The sequence below is a fragment of the Ruegeria sp. CDSB114 genome, from assembly GCF_059611025.1.
The window spans coordinates 158421-178100 of record NZ_JBXWOT010000001.1; the positions used below are offsets into that span (position 1 = coordinate 158421).

Genomic DNA, 19680 nt, shown 5'->3' on the forward strand with positions numbered 1-19680 from the left:
GGAATTGTTAAAATGACAACAAGTGAAGATAACGCGCCAGAGCTGTCCGAGGAACACCTTGAACGGATTAGAGAAAATATGACGAAAGTCGAAGAACTGTCGAAAAGGCTGATCGATGTGATGGCTGGCAAAGAGGCGCACACTCCCGCGTTGGACGGTCCGAATCAAGATCTTTTCGCAAGAGCAGCAACTTCGTATTTCGCCGAAGCGTGGCAGAATCCCGCCAAGCTTCTGGAACATCAGGTCGCTTTCTGGGGACAATCCGTTATGAACTTTGCTGAGGCTCAGCAGGCGCTGGCCGCCGGCGGGGTCGAGGACAGCGAACCCGGACCCAAGGATAAACGGTTCTCAAACCCTCTTTGGGACACCAACCCCTATTTCCGGTTTATTCGCCAGCAGTATCAGACAAACGCCGATGCAATCGCGCAGGCGGTTGCTTCGGTCGACGATCTGGACGGCAAGGACAAGCAGAGGCTGCATTTCTTTTCGCAACAGATCATTGACTTGATGTCTCCGACGAATTTCCTGGCCTCCAATCCCGACGCGCTGGAAAAGGCGGTCGAGACGGAAGGGCAATCGCTGATCAAAGGGCTAGAGAATCTAGTTGCGGACCTAGAAGCCAATAATGGTGAAATGGTTGTCAGACTGGCGGATGAATCCGCGTTCAAGCTTGGCGAGAATATCGCGACAACTCCGGGCGACGTGGTCTATCGCAACAGGCTTATGGAGTTGATCCAGTACAAACCCACGACCGAGACCGTACACGAAACCCCGATCGTTCTGTTTCCGCCCTGGATCAACAAATACTATATTCTGGACCTTAAGGCGCAGAACAGCCTCATCAAATGGGTGACCGAGCAGGGCTATACCCTGTTTGTTGTGAGTTGGGTAAATGCGGATGCTTCTCATGCCGAGGTCGGTATGGGCGACTATGTCGAAGAGGGATTTCTGACCGCCATCGAGACCGTCAAGTCGATCTGTAAGGTCAAGCAGGTCAATGCGGTAGGATATTGCATTGCCGGCACCACGTTGAGCCTGACCCTGTCCCTGATGAAACAGCGTGGCGACAAATCCATCAAATCGGCGACCTTCTTTACAACCTTGACCGATTTCGGTGAACAGGGGGAATTCACGCCGTTCCTACAGAATGACTTTGTCGATGGCATTCAAGAACAAGTGACTAAAGACGGTATCCTAAGAGCATGGGTCATAGGTCGTACCATGTCGTTCCTGCGATCGAATGACCTGATCTACGGCCCCGCCATTCGAAGCTATATGATGGGCGAGACCCCTCCGGCGTTTGATTTGCTCTACTGGAACGGGGATGGCGCAAATCTTCCGGGCAAAATGGCAATCGAGTATTTGCGGGGGCTTTGTCAGAAAAATCAATTTGTGACCGACGGTTTCGATTTGCTTGGGCACAAACTACATATCCGCGACGTTGATGTTCCTTTGATGGCCATCAGCTGTGAAACCGACCATATCGCCGCCTGGAAAGATTGTTATCGGGGTGTGCAGCAGATGGGGTCACGTTCGAAGACGTTTGTCGTTTCGGAATCCGGTCACATAGCAGGCATCGTGAACCCGCCGAGCAAGAAGAAATACGGCCACTACACCAACCCTGATCTGAATGCGGATGCCGATGCATGGATGAAAGAGGCCGATTTTCATAAAGGGTCCTGGTGGCCGCAGTGGGAAGCTTGGCTGAAGAAGAGATCCGGCAAGCAAATCCCCGCGCGCCAAGTGGGCGATTCGGGATACGCTTCCCTGGCCGAGGCACCAGGAACCTATGTTTTGGTGAAGGCAACAGATTGATTTTTAACATTTTACAAAAATATTGCTGCAGTGCAGCAAGAAAAAACTTGCAATGCTGCGATGCAGCAACGATATTATCCTCAAGCTGATGAAGCCCGGGGTTGGCCCGGATCGGCAAGCAAAGGATTTGGACAATGGCAAAGACTCAAGACTTTACCGCGACCCTGAAAGACATGATGGGTGCATTCCCTGTTGACACCACTGCTCTGGAAGGTGCGTTCAACACCACCGCGACCCTGAACGAAAAGCTGTCGGGCGTTGCTCTGGAAGCGGCTGAGAAATCGGCTGAGATTTCGAACAAATGGACCAAGGAAACCCTGGCCAAACTGTCCGATATGTCGAAAGCGAAATCTGACCCTGCAGATTACGCAAAAGCTGCAACCGACTACGCAAGCGCGTCGGCTGAAGTTGCTGCTGAAAACCTGGCTGCTTTCGCTGAAATTGCGAAAAAAGTTCAGTCGGAAACCGTTGAGCTGCTGATGGCTGCTGGCAAAAACGCTGCAGAAGACGCAACTGCCGTTGTCAAAAAAGCAACCAACGACGTGTCCACTGCTGCGAAAAAAGCAGCTGGCGCCAAGTAAGGTAAGATAGCGAGGCGCACCCACTCCTCCCATTTGGTGCAATCGCGTTGGGCGGGTCGAAAGACCTGCCCTTTCTTTTTGTTCTGCACTCGCATAATCTCTGCTGCAATGCATCATTCCTTGGGGAGGGTAGACGGTGTCAGAACAAGAAAAACCGTTGCTAATCAAACGATATGCCAGCCGTCGGCTGTATAACACTGAAACCAGTGACTATGTCACGCTCGAAGATATTGCGGCATTCATACGTGACGGTCGCGAAGTTCAGATCATAGACCTGAAGACTGGGGATGATCTGACACGGCAATATCTGCTGCAAATCATTGCCGAGCATGAAAGCCGCGGTGAGAATGTCCTGCCGGTGAACGTGCTGAACGATCTTGTGCGCAGCTATATGTTGCCGGGCGGAGGAGTGATGCCGCAATTCCTGCAAAGCTCGTTCGAAATGCTGCGCGAAAGCCAAAGCAAAATGATGGAAAACATGTCTGCGATGAATCCGATGACCCAGATTCCGGGTTTCGAAGCACTGCAAGCGCAGCAAAAGGCATTTCTGAAGGCGATGACCAGCGGCATTTCCGGCAGTTGGTCCGGTTCGGAAACGGATAGCGAGGCCAAACCCCAGTCGAGTGAGGATCTGGACGACATCAAGAAGCAGTTGGCGGAGTTGCAGCAAAAGCTGTCTAAACTGAACTGAATTTGTCCACACAATGAAATAGGCCCGCCGCTGGCGGGCCTTTTCGTTTGAATTCAGCTTGTTCAGGTTCCAAATGCGATTTTCGGGGCGGTAATTTCCCCTACTGAAGCCAACAGAATATCAGCGATCACATCCAGTTCCGCGCCTGTCAGGCGTACAGGCAGGCGCACGTCGCAAGCTTTCATCAGCATGTTTCGCGTTTGTGGCAGCTCGGTCTGTTCCGGCAGGAATTGCCAGTTCCAAAAGGCACGGGCGTTGTCCTCACTCAGGCCGAATACCTGAACTTTCACCCCGCGTGCTTCGGATGCTGCGGCAAAGGCGCGGATATCATCATCGCTTAGGTCAACCAGATTGAACTGGATCGAGTCCGGCGCCCGGCGCTCTGGCACCAGCGGGGCAGGCACGTTGATATAGGGCGATGAGTTCAGGCGCTCTGCCACATAGTCGTGGTTTTGCAACCCATCGCGGACACGGCGTGCCAATTCAGGCATCTGGGGACGGATTACTGCAGCGCTCAGGTTGCTCATCCGCAGGTTATACAGCGGCAACTGGTTCTGCCAGCGGCCAAAGGCCTCTTCGAGTTCCGATGAGTTGTCGCCACGCGGACCTTTGTGTTTCTTCCAGTTATGTTCGTAGGCGCCGGACATGATCACGGCACGCGCCACCAGATCAGCGTCGTCGGTTATCAGAATGCCACCTTCGCCCGCATTGATCATCTTGTAGGACTGAAACGAGAAACAGCCGATCTTGCCAATCGTCCCAATATTGCGGCCATGCCAAGTTGTCCCCAGCGAATGGGCTGCGTCCTCGATCACCGGAATGTCGCGCGCGCTGCACAGAGTCATGATCGCGTCCATATCCGAAGTATGTCCGCGCATATGGCTAATGATCACGGCCTGCACGTTATCCAGTTTGGCGGCAAAGTCATCCATGTCGATGCGATAATTGTCACCCACCTCACACAATACGGGGATGCAATCCGCATGTATGACCGATGAGGGCACCGCCGCAAAGGTAAAGCCCGGTATCAGCACCCGCGCGTCCCGCGGCAAACCCAGCGCCTTGAGCGACAGGAACAGTGCCGCCGAGCAGGACGATACAGCCAGCGCGTATTTCGTGCCCAGCAGTTCCGCGAATTCCGACTCGAGCAGCGCAACCGGAGCGTCCTGCGGCGCAGTGTAGCGGAACAGGTCGCCTGACTGCATCAGGGCATCAATGGCGTCGCGGGCGACCGCTGGGATGGGTTCGGCGTCATGGACGTTCGGAGGCAGCGTCATATTTGGCATTCCTGAATTCTATCTTTGGGAAAGATAAAGCTAATGAAGTGTCAATCCAAGCCCTTAATCTTCAGGGTGGCGAAATTTCACTATTCTGTCGTAGTCAGAGAGACACAGGTTGGCTTACCCTGCGTAGCGGGAAATTCTTTTGAACTTGCAGCTTTGGGGGAAGTAAGGTGGCAATGGATCTTCTTTGACGTTGCTCTCGTATGATGGGTTGGATCACTGCATTGACTATCATTCGTTTGGCCCTCTGGGGCGCGCTTTCAACTTTCGCTTCGGCGGTTCACGCAGACTATCTTCTGTCGGATGGCACTGAAGTTGCGCCGCTTGAGATGTTTCAGGAATGCGATGTTTGCCCTGAGATGATTGTCTTGCCTTTGGGTGAGTTCATGATGGGTGGACCGCCGGGAGAATCGAAACGAAACTTTCATTGGGATGAAAAAGGGCGCCGACCCGCGACACCGGAAGAGCCGTATATCGCGCATCGTGAAGGTCCGGTTCATAGCGTCAGGATAGATCTGTCCTTTGCCATGGGGCGTAACGAGGTTACCCGTGATGAGTGGATGGCCTGCGTTGAAGATGGGGGATGTAGCAAATATGTGCCGGAAGATTTTGTAATCGGCGATAGTTTTGAGCGCATAGAACTTACGGGCAATCATCCAGTGAATGATGTGTCTTATTTGGATGCTTTGGCTTACACGGATTGGCTGAACAAAAAACTCGGGATAGATGCTTACCGCTTACCAACGGAAGCCGAATGGGAATATGCCGCCCGTGCCGGAACGCAGACTCCTTTTGCGCAAGGAGAGGAAGTTACGACGGATCAGGCCAATTTCCATGCCAAACCGACAGAAGAGATGATTGGTGAAAAGCGGCAGGATTTAGTGTGGCGCGGTTACCCAGTTCGCGTTGATGAACTTGATGCCTCCAATGCTTGGGGTCTTCGGCATATGTCGGGGAATGTCGGGGAAAAAACGATGTCCTGCTGGACAGCGACGCACCCGGGTTGGTCGACTTCCAGCCAGCACTTAGAGATGGCAAGATCAGTCGATTGTCACAGGCGGGTTGTAAAAGGCGGTTCTTATCCATTTGCTATGGATTTTTCGCGCGCTGCAAGTCGCGGTGGGGCGGGCATTGATTGGCGGTCAAAATTGACGGGCTTTCGTATCCTGAGAGAGTTTAAGTGAGTTTCTCTGACAATCTCGAAATCAGAATCCCAGCCGGTCCCGCAGGGAAAACCATGTCATCGCCAGCACTAGCAACGGGCTGCGTAGGGCTGCGCCGCCTGGAAAGGGCAAGGCGGGTACGCGGGACATGGTGTCGAACCCTTCGGCTTGGCCCTGAATGGCCATCGCCATCAGTTGCCCGGCATGTGTAGCTGTGCCAACACCGTGACCCGAATAGCCAGAGGCTGACAGGATATTCGGGGCAACCCGTGTCAGGTAGGGCATTCGCCGCATGGTGATGCCCAGAGTACCGCCCCACGCATAGTCGATCTTCACATCGCGCAGATGCGGGAAAATCTCGATCATCGGTTTGCGCACCATGGAGGCGATATCTGTCGGGAAACGGTAGCCATAGCTTTCCCCGCCGCCGAATAGCAGGCGGTTGTCGGCGCTGAGGCGAAAATAGTTCACCACAAACTTGGTGTCGGCGACGGCGACATCCCGGGTCAGGACGCGGGCGGCATCGGTGCCCAAAGGCTCGGTCGCGGCGATGAAATTGTTGATCGGCATGACGCGCGACGCCACCTTGCCGTTCAGATCGCCGAGATACCCGTTGCAGGCCAATATGACGTGGTTGGCCGTCACCTTTCCCTGTGGGGTTTGCACGATGGCCGGATCGGTCTCGTCGATCCCGGTGACTTCGGTACCCTCAAAGATGCGCACGCCGGCCTTGGCTGCGGCATCAGCCAGCCCCAAGGCAAAGTTCAGCGGGTGCAGATGGGCCGCCCCCATGTCCAGATAACCTCCGCGATAGGTTGGGGATGGGCACAAGCCATGCGCCGCGCCTTCGTCCAGCAGCTCCATATGGTCATAGCCATATCGCGCCGACAGATGCGCGGCGTGATCGTGGAGGTCTTTCTGATCCCCGGCGCTGAGGCCCAGAACCGCCACGCCCGGTTTCAGATCACAGTCGATTTTGTGCTTTTCGATCAGCGATTTGACCAGATCCTTGGCATCTTCGGCCAGATCCCACAGCTTGGCGGCATCGTCATCGCCGACCAGGCGTTCAAGGTCTTCCTGATCCATCCGCTGGGCGCTGCCCAGCTGCCCGCCATTGCGGCCTGACGCTCCGAAACCAACGCGATGCGCCTCAAGCAGCACGACGTCGAACCCGGCCTCGGCCAGATGCAGCGCGGCGGACAGGCCAGTATAGCCGCCACCGACCACACAGACATCAGCTTTGGTATCCCCAGCAAGCGCTGGAAAACGGTCGAGCGTGTTGGCCGTCGCGGCATACCAGCTGGCCGGATACTCGGCCTTGCGGTCGTTGGAATAGAGGAGATTCATCGCGGCTTAAACGTTCATGAGCAGGTGCTCACGCTCCCACGGAGAGATGACCTGTAGAAATTCTTCATACTCGGCACGTTTGACAATGCCATAGACGCGGGCAAATTCCGGACCCAGCACTTCGTGCAGGGCGGTGGCCTCGTCGAACAGGTCCAGCGCATTGCCCATGACCTGCGGGATATCACCGTCACCTTCGTAGGCGTCGCCATAAAACTGACGGCGCGGGCGTTCCTGCTGGGTCAGGCCGAGATAGCCGCAGGCAAGCGACAAGGCGATGCCCAGATAAGGGTTGCAATCCATGCCTGCGATACGATTTTCAACGCGCCGCGCCTCGGGGCCGGACAGGGGAACACGGATGCCGGTCGTGCGGTTGTCACGAGCCCATTCCAGATTGATCGGCGCGGCATGGTCTTTCACATAGCGGCGGTACGAGTTCACATAAGGTGCCATGACTGCCAGGCCTGCAGGCAAGTGGTTTTGCAGCCCTGCAATGAAGTTATAGAATGCATCCGTTTCGCCGCCCTGAGGTCCGGAAAAGATATTCTGTCCGGTTTCGATCTCGGTGATCGAGTGGTGGATGTGCATGGCCGATCCGGGCTCATCCGCAATCGGTTTCGCCATGAAGGTCGCAAAGCAGTTGTGTCGCAACGCGGCTTCGCGGATCAGGCGTTTGAAATAAAACACTTCATCTGCCAACTTGACCGGATCACCATGGCGCAGGTTGATTTCAAGCTGTCCGGCGCCGCCTTCCTGGGTGATGCCGTCAATCTCGAATCCCTGATGCTCGGCAAAGTCATAGATGTCGTCGATCACCGGGCCGAATTCATCCACCGCGGTCATCGAATAGGCCTGCCGCGCGGCCGCAGGACGACCCGAACGGCCCATCATCGGTTTGATCCCCTGCGCGGGGTCGACATTGGGGGCGACCAGAAAGAACTCCATCTCTGGCGCGACAATCGGTTTCCAGCCTTTGTCGTGATACATTTTTACGACGCGCTTCAACACGTTGCGTGGGCTGAACGGGATCGGCTCTCCGTCCCGGTCATAGGCGTCGTGGATCACCTGCAGCGTCCAGTCACCCGTCCAAGGAGCAGCGGAAGCAGTCGAAAAGTCAGGTTTAAGGATCATGTCCCGTTCAATGAAGCCGTCCTCTCCGGCGGCTTCGCCCCAGTCCCCGGTGATAGTCTGGTAAAAGATACTATCGGGTAGATGGAAGTAGGACTGGCGTGCAAATTTGGTGGCCGGAACCGCTTTCCCGCGCGCGATGCCGGGCAGGTCAGAGATGATGCACTCGACCTCATCCAATCGGTGACCTTCAAAATAGGTACGGGCTGCCTGTGGCAGTTGTTCTGTCCAATCGGCCATCAGGCCCTCTCTTTCTTCAAAAACTCTGCCATGAACTGTCCGATCTTCGGACTGTCGTCGCGGGTGGGCAGACGGTCGGCGGCGGCCTGCATCAGATTGTCTGGAACGACACCTTTGCCGCGTGTGTCCATCAGCCCTTCGATGAAGCTGTCGCCATACTCCGGGTGGGCCTGAACGGTCCAGATCGTGTCGCCATAGGCCAGCATGGCATTCTGGCAAAAGGCGTTCGAACCGGTTACTTGTGCACCGGCGGGCAGCTCTACCACCTGGTCCTGATGCCAGGCATTCAAAGTGACGGTCTGTCCGTCCAAATCGTAGTCCGTCCGCCCCACGGCCCAGCCCTGTTTGAACTTTTCAACTTTCCCGCCAAGGGCTTGCGCAATGACTTGATGACCAAAGCATATGCCGATCAGTGGTTTGCCGCTTTGATGGATGTCGCGGATCAGCGCTTCGAGCTTGCGAATCCAGGCATGGTCCTCATAGGCGCCATAGCGCGAGCCGGTGATGATCCATCCATCAGCATCGTCAAAACTTTGCGGAAAGTGATCGTCGACAACCGCATAGGTCACAAACTCAAAGCCGTTGCCATCCAGCAGCGCGCGAAACATGCCGTCATACTCACCGAACTGATCGTGCAATTCGTCAGGGGGGTGGCCGGTTACAAGGATACCGATTTTCATGGGTCACCAAATTTGATCAAATTTATTCTAGCTGAGCAGAACGAAGCGGGCAAGGGGGCTCAAACCGCCTCGAGATAACTTAGCCAATGCTCCTCGGGTGGGCGTTCGTCAAAGCGCAGGATCTCTTGTCGCTTTGTCATGGCAAGATTGCTGATCAGCGGGGCGGGAAAGATGCGCGCAACTTGCGGATCGGTTTCAAGGGCGGTGATGGCTGAAGCCCAGTCGCCAGCGAGTTGCGGCAGGCCGTCGATCTCATATGCGTTGCCCGTGATCGGAGCTGGCGGTTCAGTTCCGTCCTCGATGCCGTTCAGCGCCGCACCGAGCACGGCGCTCAGCATGAGGTAGGGATTGATGTCACCACCAGCAACGCGATGTTCGATCCTGCGGGCAGAGGGCGCGCCGCCGGGAACGCGCAGCGCGGCAGTGCGATTTTCATAAGCCCAGCATGCCTCAGTTGGGGCATGGGCGCCGGGGACAAGCCGGGTGTAGGAGTTCCCGTGCGGTGCAAAAATCAGAGTTGAACCAGGCATTGCAGACAGACATCCGGCTATGGCCGAGCGCAAATGATCAGTGCCTTCAGGCCCGCCATTGTCAAAGATATTTTGCCCATCCTGGTCGACGACCGAAAAATGGACATGCATCCCATTGCCCGCATCCTGGGCATAGGGTTTGGCCATGAAAGTTGCGGTAAACCCATGTTTGCGTGCAAGGCCACGAGTCAACACCTTGAAAAGCAACGTATCATCTGCGCAGCGCATGGCGTCCTGATGGTTCAGGTTGATTTCAAACTGGCCGATCCCGCTTTCGGAAATGGCGGTTTGAGCCGGGATGCTCATTGCCTCGCATCCGTCATAGAGGTCTGTGAAAAAGGCGTCGAACGCATCCATTTCCGCCATGGACAGGACTGCCTCGTCGACCAGCCGTCGCCCCGTCAAAGGATTGATCGGAGGCACCGGTCGTGCACCTGATGAGTCCAATAGCGTGAATTCCAGCTCGGTCGCCGCAACAACAGACCAGCCACGCTCGGCATAGCGTTGCAGCACCGAGGTCAGAGCATGGCGAGGGTCGCCGGCAAAGGGCGCGCCCTGATCGTCATACAGGGACATCAATACCAGCGCTGTTTCGGTTTCAAGCCAAGGAACAGGGACGGGGCCACGCTCGGTTGGCAGTAATATGCCGTCCGCGTCGCCTGATTCAAACACAAGCGGACTATCCTCGATATCCGCGCCCCACAGATCAACATTCAATGCCGAAAAGGGCATCCGCACCACACCTTTACTCAGCTTGTCAGCATAAGAAGGAGGCACGCGTTTGCCGCGCAGCTGACCGTTAAGGTCGCAGGCCGCTACGCGAAAACTGTGTAGGGCGTTCAGGTCCATCGGCGTCTCCATCACTCTGGTACCCCGAGGTTTAATCGACACAAAGCGCCTTGTCACGAAATTTGATCAAATTATCCCCGCGCCGTTTTTTTCGGCGCGGGGTCGGGACCTTATGCAAAGCTTATGCCGTTCTCGGCCATCGGCAGATCGGCAATCAAGGTCCCGGACATTGCCTTGATTGCGTTCGCGAGCGCGGGGGCCGAGGGAGGCGTGCCGGGTTCGCCCACGCCCGTAGGGGCCTCGGCCGAGGGCAGGATGTGGACGTCGATTGTTGCTATATCGCCGATCCGAAGGGGCTCGTAGTCCGGGAAGTTGTATTGATCCACGGAACCGCCGGTCAGTGTGATCTGATCGCGCATCACATGCCCGATGCCATAGCCAATCCCACCTTCCATCTGGGCACGCACCACGTCGGGGTTCACCGCGATACCGCAATCGACAGCACAGGTAACCTTTTCGATCTTGATGCCGTCATCCGGATCGCCCGAGATTTCGACCACCTCAGCCACATAAGAACCAAAGGATTTGTGCACCGCAATACCTTGCGCGCGACCGGCAGGGACGTTGCCCCAATCTGCTTTCTCGGCCGCAAGTTTCAGAACTGAGGCCTTGCGCTGTTGGTCTGCATTACCCGCATCCGCCAGATGTGCGAGACGGAACTCAACCGGGTCACGGCCCGCGGCGGTGGCGGCCAAATCCATCATTGTTTCCATCGTATAGGCAGTGTGGGTATGTCCTACCGACCGCCACCATAGGACTGACGTGGCCTTGGGTGTGTCGGTCAGTCCAAGCGCCATCCCCGGAATATCATAGGGGCTGTCTGCGATGCCCTCGATCGAGCTGTGGTCGACGCCGTCATGCACTGCAACCGCTTCGAACGGGGTGCCCTTCATGATCGACTGCCCAGCGACCTGATGCTGCCATCCGACGATATTCCCCTCCGCATTCAACCCGACACGGACTTTGTGGCCGAAGGCCGGGCGGTAGTACCCGCTGCGAATGTCGTCTTCCCGCGTCCAGACCAGTTTGACCGGGCGCGAGCGGTCGGTGACAACAAAGGCCAACGCGGCCTCAACCTGATAATCCGCATCCGGTGTTGCGCGACGCCCGAAAGACCCGCCGGCCAGCATCGTTCTGATGTGGATTTTCTCGGGTGGCAGCTGAAAGATTTGCTGATACGCCATGTGCGGACCGGTTGGCATCTGAGCGCCATCATGCAGAACGATGTCACCCTCTGCTGTCTGTTCGATTGTGCAGTTCAGTGGCTCCATCGGAGCATGGGCGAGGAGCGGGTAGTAATAAGTTTTTTCTACGACCGTATCCGCCGCGTCGATCGCCGCCGAAACCGTGGCAACATCTGCCTTGTTCACGTTATAGGTCGGCTGGGCATTCAGCGCGTCCATGATCTCGGCCTTGATCTGATCCGAGTCGCGCGTTTCAGCGCCTGACATGTCCCATTCGACCTCAAGCGCGTCACGCGCCTGAATCGCCGCCCAGGTATCTTCGGCATAGACCGCAACGCCCGCCTGATTGGGCAGTGCAGCGGCGCTGATATAGCCTTTGATCTCTTTCGAGGCGCTGTCGTCAAAGCTGATGACAACACCACCGCGCGACTCCGGACGTTTGATCATCGCCACCATCTGGTTGGGCAGGTGGACATCCATGGCGTACATCGCCTGTCCGTTGCCTTTGATTGCCGAGTCCTTGCGACGCACGGCCTCGTTTCCGATCAGGCGGAATTCCGAGGGGTCTTTCAGGCGTGGCTCGGTCGGCGCTTCCATCTGCGAAGCGGCTGCCACGAAATCGGCAATCGGTGCAGATTTCTCGTCTGCTTTGACGATGCCTTCCTCAATGGTGATGCCTGATGCATCTACACCCCATCTTTGGGCGGCGGCGTTGATCAGCATCTCACGGGCAGCAGCGCCCGCCTGGCGATATTGCTGCCAGGAGTTCGCCATTGCGGTTGACCCGCCGGTGCCTTGGAAGGGGCCAAACAGCAGATTGTTATAGACTTGGGGGTTAGAGGGCGCGAATTCGTATTCGATCTGGTCCATGGACACGCCGATCTCCTCGGCGATAAGCGTCGGCAGGCCGGTCGCCGGCCCCTGACCCTTTTCGAAGTGTTTGACGATGGCAGTCACAGTGCCGTCCGCGTCAATCTTCACAAATGGGTTGAGCTGCGTCGTCTCGGACGAGGCCGCAGCCAGAACGCCATCGGGGCGGGCTCCAATCAGCAAGACGGCACCGGTAGCAGCAGCGCCTTTCAGAAAACTACGGCGAGAGGTGTTGATGGTCATGGATCAGGCCTCCAGAATTTCGGCTGCGCGCTGGATACCGGCGCGGATGCGTTGATAGGTGGCACAGCGACAGGCGTTGCCGGACATGTAATCGTCGATTTCTTCAACGCTGGGCTTTGGATTCTCGGACAGCAACCCGACCGCCGACATCACCTGACCCGACTGGCAATAGCCGCATTGAACCACGTCCAGCTCGACCCAAGCCTGCTGGACAGCAGCGCCGATATCATTTTCGCCCACCGCTTCGATCGTGGTGATTTCGGCACCTTCGACATCTTCGATATATGTCTGGCACGAGCGCACCGGCTCTCCGTCCAGATGCACGGTACAGGCCCCGCACGAGGCGACACCGCAGCCGAATTTGGTTCCTGTCATCTTCAGTTCGTCCCGGATCACCCACAGCAGGGGTGTGCCGGGCTCGGCCTCAACCGTGTGGGTCTGGCCGTTCAGTTTCAATGTCAAAGCCATTGGGGGGATCTCCTGTTGGGCTGGCTACCTGAATCGGTAAACTGGCGGGTTTACCTTAGGCAGGAGGCAGGGCGTTGTAAACCCGGGAGTTTACCTAGCGTTTGACCGGCTCGTGTCAAAGGGTCTATAGCTTTGGAGCATGAATGACCTCAGCGCACCGAAAGCATTAAAGCATGCCCAGATCATCGAGGCTGCCGTAGCTGAATTCCAGGCAAAGGGGTTCTCGGCAGCCAGCATGGATCGGATCTCGGCAAGGGCCGAGGTCTCCAAGCGCACACTGTACAAGTATTTCGAAAGTAAGGAAAACCTGTTCCGCTCGATCGTGGTTGAGCTGTCGAACCGCTTCTCTGAGGTTCAGGATATCAGATATGAAAAGGGCAGAGATATCCGCGCGCAACTGACAGATTTGGCTTGGGCCGAGGGTCGCATTCTGATGTCACCCGAGGTGATGGCGATGTCGCGTATGGTGATCAGCGAAACCTTGCGCAATCCCGACCTTGCGGTCGCCGCGCAGGGCAAATTGGACAAAACTGCCATCTTCTCGGCCATGCTTAAAGATGCGGCAGAGGATGGTCAGCTACGCATCGATAACCCCGACATCGCGGGTCGTGAATTCATCGGATTGATCAAGAGCAGGGCATTCTGGCCCATGGTTTTTTGCGGGACCGTACTTAGTCAGGACGAAATGTCTGATACCATTCAGCGCAGCGTCGAAATGATGATTTGCCGGTACGGTGTCGACAATCGGTAACGCGGTTGGCAGACACAAGGACGGCCTCTTTCGAATATGCTAAACCCCGGGCTGCCCGATTCGATGGGCAGGAATTTGCGGTTTCGATCCGTCTGATTGGAAACCGGGTGCGACGAGGGCTCAGCATTGAATGACAAGGTAAGACACGCCGCACGCCTGAGCGTCGCTCCGATGATGGATTGGACCGACAGGCATTGTCGCTATCTGCATCGGCTGCTGAGTGCCGAGACGCTGCTGTACACCGAAATGGTCACTGCACCTGCGTTGGTTCGGGGTGGGGCGCTGCATTTGCTGGCCTACAGCCCACAGGAACATCCCGTGGCCCTGCAGCTGGGCGGGTCGGACCCTGACGAGCTGGCGCAAGCGGCTCGGTTGGGGGCGGATGCCGGTTATGATGAGATCAATCTGAACTGTGGCTGCCCGTCTGACCGGGTGCAATCGGGCACTTTTGGTGCGGTGCTGATGAAATCCCCGGACCGCGTTGCAGATTGTGTTGCCGCAATGCGCGAAGCCGTGGACGTAGATGTCACGGTCAAATGCCGCATTGGAGTCGACGACCAACAGCCCGAAGACATATTGCCTGAGTTTCTGAGCCAGATCAGGCAAGCGGGATGCACACGGGTCACGATCCACGCGCGCAAAGCCTGGCTGCAAGGGCTCAGCCCCAAAGAAAACCGGGATATTCCACCCCTGGATTATGATCTCGTGCATCGGATGAAGGCGGAATTCCCGGATATGCACATCTCGATAAATGGTGGCATTGCTGATCTGGAACAGGCGCGCGGGCATCTGGACGCAGGGTTGGATGGTGTCATGATCGGGCGGGCTGCGTATCATCAGCCGTCAGATGTTCTGTCCACAGCGGATCCTGTGATTTTTGGGGTCGGTCAGGCCGCCGACCCGTTTGCTGTTGTCCGGAAAATGGTGCCTTATATCGAATGCCATCTTGCTGGCGGAGGGCGCTTGCACCAGATTACGCGACATATGCTGGGCCTGTTCGCAGGACGGCCGGGTGCGCGGGCTTGGCGGCGGGCTCTGTCTGAAGGTGCGGTGCATGACGGGGCGGGCCCCGAGGTTATGTTGCAGGCACTGGATCATGTCGCGCCTCTGACCGAGGCCTGAATGATGGCAATACTGCAAAAGGTCGGTTGGGGGGAATGATGCCCGAAGTAATGTTGCTTGCTCAGATGCTGGTTCTTCTGCTGGTGATCGGAGCGCTGGCAGGCGTTTTGGCGGGTCTGTTGGGTGTCGGCGGAGGCATCGTGCTGGTCCCTGCTTTTTTCTATGCGTTTCAGACCCTTGGATATGGCGGCCCGCAGTTGATGCAGCTGTGCCTCGCCACCTCACTGGCAACGATTATCGTAACCTCACTACGGTCGGTTCTGGCCCATAACAAAAAGGGTGCCGTTGATTGGGATATCCTGCGCAGTTGGGGTCCGGGCATCGCCATCGGTGCGGTGTTGGGCGTGATGGTGGCATCCGCTCTTCGGACCGAGGCATTGCAAGCCCTGTTCGGTGTATTGGGTATGGTGATTGGCGCCTATCTTGGTCTGGGTAAATCCGAATGGCGGCTTGGAGACGCCATGCCCAAGGGCCTGAAACGCGCTCTCCTGTCGCCCTCGGTCGGCTTCCTATCCGTTCTGATGGGTATCGGCGGCGGCAGCTTTGGCGTGCCGTTAATGAGCTTGTTCAACACGCCAATTCACCGGGCTGTGGCCACGGCGGCCGGGTTTGGCGTGATCATCGCTGTGCCCTCGGTCATGGGGTTCCTGTTTCTCGAAATTGCCCCTGAACACCGCCCGCCCTTTACCATCGGCGCCGTCAATCTGATTGCCTTTGGGATTGTGGTCGCCATGACCATGATCACTGCGCCTTGGGGCGTTAAGTTGGCCCATGCGATGGATCCAAAGCCGCTCAAGCGGATATTCGCGGTCTTCCTGACTCTGGTCGCACTGAATATGTTGCGCAAGGCGTTGGGTTTTTGAGTTCTTTCGAGGAAAAGGGGTGGGTTAAATTTCCCCACGACCGGGCTATTCTGGACTGGGTATCTTATGCGCTGCCTGCAGCACGCGCTTCTGCGACGGATCCGGAATTCGCGCATTGGCTGGACTGTGAAGGGACTTGGTTCATTGGGGTCGACGCGCTGAACAACGACACCGAGGGCAGGGTCCAGGGTTCCCCGGTTCTGACCGGGGCCGTAATGGATTTCATAGTGTCGCGTTATGGGTCGTTGCCATTGCACAAAGCCCAGGTCTCGGTCATTTACCCCGGCTACCCGTTGCCCCGGCGCGGAGAGGGCGAGGCTGCTGCTCAGTATCGAGCAAAGCGGGATGCAGCCCATGTGGATGGCTTACGTCCGTCCGGCCCGGAGCGGCGCCGCAGGGTCGAGGAACCGCATGCGTGGATACTGGGCATTCCATTGACCGATGCCAGCGCGAATGCGTCCCCGATGGTTCTTTGGGAAGGTAGCCACAAGATCATGCAGGTAGCATTTGCTGATGCACTTGAAGACAAGCGCCCGGAAACTCTGGATCAGGTGGACATAACAGATGTTTATCAGGCTGCCCGTCGTGAGGTCTTTGATACTTGCCGTCGCATCGTACTGCCCGCACGTCCGGGCGAGGCCTATCTGCTGCACCGCCACTGCCTGCACGGGGTAGCGCCATGGGGCAGCGGGGCTGAGGCTGGGTCGGATGGCCGGATGATCGCCTATTTTCGGCCTGAATGCGCTGGCGGTGTGGCCGAATGGATCAAATCCTCCTAACGTTCTGTCATTATACAGATTTGGAGGATTTTTTAATGATTGCTGTCCACAAAAACTCTGACGGAGCATTGATTGAAATCGAGCTTTCCGGCGAAGTGACAGGTACGGACTATTCCACAACATTGATCCCGGCGATTGAGGCCGCACTGGCCGAACACGACACGGTGCGGTTGTTGGCGATCGTGCAGCCAGAGTTCAAAGGGTACGATCTGAATGCGGTTTGGTCGGATACAAAATTGGGCCTCAGCCACTGGCGCGGCTTTGATCGAATTGGAGTGGTGGCGGATCAGGGTTGGGTTCAGACCAGTATCCGGCTTGCGGCTCCGCTTTTCCCTTGCCCTGTGCAGGTATTCGATCACGCGAATATTGAAGAAGCGCGCCGATGGTTGCGCGAATCTCTGGGCTCTATTCACGTTATGGATCTGGGCGGCCCCTGCGTGCAGGTCAGCCTGATGGGAAAACTCGACCCTGAAGAATTCAAAAAGGCCGAAACCGATCTGGACTACATTTTGCGGGAGAAACAGGGGTTTCGCCTGCTGATTGATCTGTCCAAGTTTGACGGATGGCAAGGCCTTACGGCGCTTGCCTCGCATTTTCGGCTGGCCCGGGGGCATATTGGTAATCTGGATCGGGCAGCGGTTGTTGGCGACAAAGCCTGGCAACATCTGGCCCAACGGGTCGCCAGCCACATCCTTGGCACACGCACTCAGTTCTTTCCCGCCGAGGAAATTCAGAACGCCAAAACATGGCTTGCGTCTGGGTAGAAACGCAGCGGCTTGAGCCTGCTGTGACATTTACGTCAGGGCACAGAAATATCAGCGAGGATTTTTCTTGATCGATTGGTCAAAAAAGACGTACACAGATCGAACTCCTCTGCCGAGCCACTGCAGAGGATCGATTGTTGAAACGCGCCGCTGTGGGTTGCCACTCACTCACCAGCTGTCAACGAACTTGACCCCCTCGTAGTTCAGACCAGCCCGCAGCGGTGCAGATTCAGCAATCACATCCTTTTGTGGAAATCTCAGGCCTTGTTGAGCCGCCCCGCCCGGCCGCCGCGCCGTTTGGCAAGCAGCGGTTTGCGAGACGGTAGGTCTGCCATGATATCGGCGCGCTCAGAGTTGTCCATTTTCGACCAGCGAGAGATTTCGTCGATCGTGCGGTAGCAACCGGTACAAATACGCTCGGTCGGGTGCACAACGCAGATCTGGATGCACGGGCTTTCGACCTCGTTCCTTTTCCAAACCATGTTCGACATCAGCGTTTTCCGATCCTTAAAGAAAGCGCATTCTGTCCAGCGCGCCTTGCAGAATATAGCCTGCCGCGACGTGGTCGATAACCTGTCCGCGACGCTTTCGTGTCGTATCCGCCTCAAGCAGTGCCTTTTCTGCCGCAACCGTGCTGAGCCGTTCGTCCCAGAACCCGATCGGAACTTCGGTCAAACGGGACAGGTTTCGGGCAAAGGCACGGGTGGACTGGCAGCGCGGCCCTTCGCTGCCATCCATGTTTTTCGGCAGACCCAGTAGGATGCCCCCGATCTCACGGTCGGCTATGATTTCCAGCAGACGGGCAGAATCCAGAGTGAATTTCTTGCGCCTTACGGTCTCCAGCGGGCTAGCAACACCGCGCATCCGGTCCGAGACTGCAACCCCGATAGTCTTTTCTCCCAGATCGAGACCGATCAACGCGCTCATAGGCGCAAGCGCGCCTGCAAATTCCTCAAAAATGTCATGGATCATTGGGTCACCCCAGCCTGAGCTGCTGCCGCACCAAGGATATCCAGTGCGTTGTCATTGTCCGAGAATACGGATTGGGCTTCGGCGTAGATCGCGGTGGCCCGGTCGATGTCGCCAACCACCCCAAGGGCACCGATCAGTCGGGCCCATTCTTCGGGGGAACCGCCTTCGGTTGCAAGCCTGTCTGACAGTTGCTCGACCATGCCAAGGATCATCTCTTGGCGCTCTTGTGCGGTCAGAGATGCAGCGGCCTCGATGTCATCCTCACCGGGGCCTGGGTTCCCTGCTGGTATAGGGGCGGCATTGAACACACCCGCACGAAAGGCCAGATCGTCCATCTGTGCGCGAATGGCCGTGGCCCAGGGGGCATTTGTCGGCGCGCTTCCAAGTGCATCCACCCAGATCCTGTAACCGATATCAGGTCGTCCGACCTGTACCATCATCTGTCCCAGGTAATACAAGGCCGGACCATGGCGTGGATCACGCTGCAATGACTGTTTCAATGCGTCTTCAGCTTCGGGCGAGATATATCCGTTGGTAGCAAGGATCATCATCTCGGCAAGATGCGAATAGGCATCTGCGGGTGCAGTATTCCCGGACAGTTCGATTACACGTTGCTGCGCTTTGTAGGCGGCATGGAAGTTACCTGCGTTCGCCTCGTGCTGGGCAAGAAGGATATGTCCTTGTAGGTCATCAGGACGACCGGAAACGGTTTCGCGAAGTTGCCCGAGAAGAGTGGCATAGCTTTCGTCAAGCTGTGGCAGTGGTGCGGGTGGCGTGGCGGCTTCTGCCTCGGCCTGACTGGGGCGCTCTGTGCGCAGAGCATCGGCCATTTCTAGCCGCAATGACAGGGGCTGATCGGGGAGCCCGGCTGCACCAAGCTTCAGATACATCCAGGATCCTCCGCCAACCAGGATGGCCGCGACAAATATGGATGCCGCAACCGAGATCCATTTGGACGGCCCTTGCGGTTCAGACAAAGATTGCATCTGCGCATCAGCCGCAAGAATGCGGCGTGAAATTTCCGTGCGAACTCGCTCGGCATCTGCGTCAGCGATGACACCACGGGCCAAGTCTCGATCTACGCTGGCCAACTGTTCACGATAGACCTGCAAGTCATACGCTGTGGATGGTTCGCGCGTATCTCGCCTACGCAGTATCGAAATCCCAAGAAAAACCGCTATCAGAACAGCGGTGGCTATGATGAGGGCCCAGAAGGTCATGATAACTCCAAGATGGCTGTCCTGACTTAGACCTGTGGCGGGGCGGAAAAAAGGGACAAATGGCCGCGAGGGGGCTTCATGTCGCAATAATAAGGGCGATGTCGCAATAGTGCGATATTATGGCGTTGCACGGCAGGGGC

At 56.8% G+C, this 19680-nt stretch carries 19 protein-coding genes; 9 read left to right on the forward strand and 10 right to left on the reverse strand.

Features of this window, described 5'->3' with window-relative positions:
* Positions 1–12: 12 nt before the first annotated feature.
* From AC2FIP_RS00820 to phaR, 3 genes are all read left to right on the forward strand, one after another.
* On the forward strand, positions 13–1815 hold the full coding sequence (locus AC2FIP_RS00820; protein WP_496784837.1) for a PHA/PHB synthase family protein: 1803 nt from the start codon (positions 13–15) through the stop codon (positions 1813–1815).
* A gap of 134 nt (positions 1816–1949) precedes the next feature.
* A complete protein-coding gene (locus AC2FIP_RS00825) occupies positions 1950–2396 on the forward strand; it encodes a phasin family protein (protein ID WP_142633002.1) in 447 nt (148 codons plus the stop codon).
* Between the two features lie 136 nt (positions 2397–2532).
* Entirely contained in the window at positions 2533–3087 is a 555-nt protein-coding gene (phaR, locus tag AC2FIP_RS00830; RefSeq protein ID WP_496695913.1) for a polyhydroxyalkanoate synthesis repressor PhaR, read from the forward strand.
* Between the two features lie 62 nt (positions 3088–3149).
* Here the strand turns inward: phaR and AC2FIP_RS00835 are convergent, their stop codons facing one another.
* A complete protein-coding gene (locus tag AC2FIP_RS00835; RefSeq protein ID WP_496784838.1) occupies positions 3150–4364 on the reverse strand; it encodes a DegT/DnrJ/EryC1/StrS family aminotransferase in 1215 nt (404 codons plus the stop codon).
* A gap of 230 nt (positions 4365–4594) precedes the next feature.
* Here AC2FIP_RS00835 and AC2FIP_RS00840 point away from each other — a divergent pair, with 230 nt between their 5' ends.
* Positions 4595–5554, forward strand: coding sequence for a formylglycine-generating enzyme family protein (locus AC2FIP_RS00840; protein ID WP_496784839.1), 960 nt, complete (start codon positions 4595–4597; stop codon positions 5552–5554).
* Positions 5555–5575: 21 nt separating this feature from the next.
* Here AC2FIP_RS00840 and AC2FIP_RS00845 read toward each other — a convergent pair whose 3' ends face one another.
* The 6 genes from AC2FIP_RS00845 to AC2FIP_RS00870 form a co-directional block, all read right to left on the reverse strand.
* Positions 5576–6880 (reverse strand): NAD(P)/FAD-dependent oxidoreductase, encoded by a 1305-nt coding sequence (locus AC2FIP_RS00845; protein ID WP_496749497.1) that lies wholly within the window; start codon positions 6878–6880, stop codon positions 5576–5578.
* A gap of 6 nt (positions 6881–6886) precedes the next feature.
* Positions 6887–8245, reverse strand: a complete 1359-nt coding sequence (locus tag AC2FIP_RS00850; protein ID WP_496688525.1) for a glutamine synthetase family protein — start codon at positions 8243–8245, stop codon at positions 6887–6889.
* Positions 8245–8925 (reverse strand): type 1 glutamine amidotransferase, encoded by a 681-nt coding sequence (locus tag AC2FIP_RS00855; RefSeq protein ID WP_142633014.1) that lies wholly within the window; start codon positions 8923–8925, stop codon positions 8245–8247. Before AC2FIP_RS00855 ends, AC2FIP_RS00850 begins: the two co-directional genes overlap by 1 nt.
* A 59-nt stretch (positions 8926–8984) precedes the next feature.
* Positions 8985–10304 (reverse strand): glutamine synthetase family protein, encoded by a 1320-nt coding sequence (locus AC2FIP_RS00860; protein ID WP_496749499.1) that lies wholly within the window; start codon positions 10302–10304, stop codon positions 8985–8987.
* 110 nt (positions 10305–10414) lie between these two features.
* Entirely contained in the window at positions 10415–12601 is a 2187-nt protein-coding gene (locus AC2FIP_RS00865; protein WP_496784841.1) for a molybdopterin cofactor-binding domain-containing protein, read from the reverse strand.
* A 3-nt stretch (positions 12602–12604) separates the two neighbouring features.
* The gene (locus tag AC2FIP_RS00870) at positions 12605–13069 is read right to left on the reverse strand and encodes a (2Fe-2S)-binding protein (RefSeq protein WP_496705877.1); all 465 of its coding nucleotides are present in this window, start codon (positions 13067–13069) and stop codon (positions 12605–12607) included.
* A 139-nt stretch (positions 13070–13208) separates the two neighbouring features.
* Here AC2FIP_RS00870 and AC2FIP_RS00875 point away from each other — a divergent pair, with 139 nt between their 5' ends.
* From AC2FIP_RS00875 to AC2FIP_RS00895, 5 genes are all read left to right on the forward strand, one after another.
* Positions 13209–13820: a TetR/AcrR family transcriptional regulator gene (locus AC2FIP_RS00875; protein ID WP_496784842.1), complete on the forward strand. Its 612-nt coding sequence runs from the start codon at positions 13209–13211 to the stop codon at positions 13818–13820.
* Between the two features lie 126 nt (positions 13821–13946).
* Complete coding sequence (dusA, locus tag AC2FIP_RS00880; protein ID WP_496784843.1) at positions 13947–14942, forward strand: tRNA dihydrouridine(20/20a) synthase DusA; 996 nt, start codon at positions 13947–13949, stop codon at positions 14940–14942.
* Positions 14943–14980: 38 nt separating this feature from the next.
* Entirely contained in the window at positions 14981–15805 is an 825-nt protein-coding gene (locus tag AC2FIP_RS00885; RefSeq protein ID WP_281971883.1) for a sulfite exporter TauE/SafE family protein, read from the forward strand.
* Positions 15802–16584 (forward strand): hypothetical protein, encoded by a 783-nt coding sequence (locus tag AC2FIP_RS00890; RefSeq protein WP_496784844.1) that lies wholly within the window; start codon positions 15802–15804, stop codon positions 16582–16584. The genes AC2FIP_RS00885 and AC2FIP_RS00890 overlap by 4 nt, the downstream gene beginning before the upstream one ends.
* Before the next feature lie 35 nt (positions 16585–16619).
* Complete coding sequence (locus AC2FIP_RS00895; RefSeq protein ID WP_496784845.1) at positions 16620–17348, forward strand: SpoIIAA family protein; 729 nt, start codon at positions 16620–16622, stop codon at positions 17346–17348.
* Positions 17349–17605: 257 nt separating this feature from the next.
* Here AC2FIP_RS00895 and AC2FIP_RS00900 read toward each other — a convergent pair whose 3' ends face one another.
* From AC2FIP_RS00900 to ccmI, 3 genes are read right to left on the reverse strand one after another with little or no spacing between them, the layout of a single operon-like run.
* Positions 17606–17839, reverse strand: a complete 234-nt coding sequence (locus AC2FIP_RS00900; protein WP_496784847.1) for a DUF1289 domain-containing protein — start codon at positions 17837–17839, stop codon at positions 17606–17608.
* A gap of 16 nt (positions 17840–17855) precedes the next feature.
* On the reverse strand, positions 17856–18320 hold the full coding sequence (ruvX, locus tag AC2FIP_RS00905) for a Holliday junction resolvase RuvX (protein ID WP_142633033.1): 465 nt from the start codon (positions 18318–18320) through the stop codon (positions 17856–17858).
* The gene (gene ccmI / locus AC2FIP_RS00910; RefSeq protein WP_496784848.1) at positions 18317–19540 is read right to left on the reverse strand and encodes a c-type cytochrome biogenesis protein CcmI; all 1224 of its coding nucleotides are present in this window, start codon (positions 19538–19540) and stop codon (positions 18317–18319) included. Before ccmI ends, ruvX begins: the two co-directional genes overlap by 4 nt.
* Positions 19541–19680 lie beyond the last annotated feature (140 nt).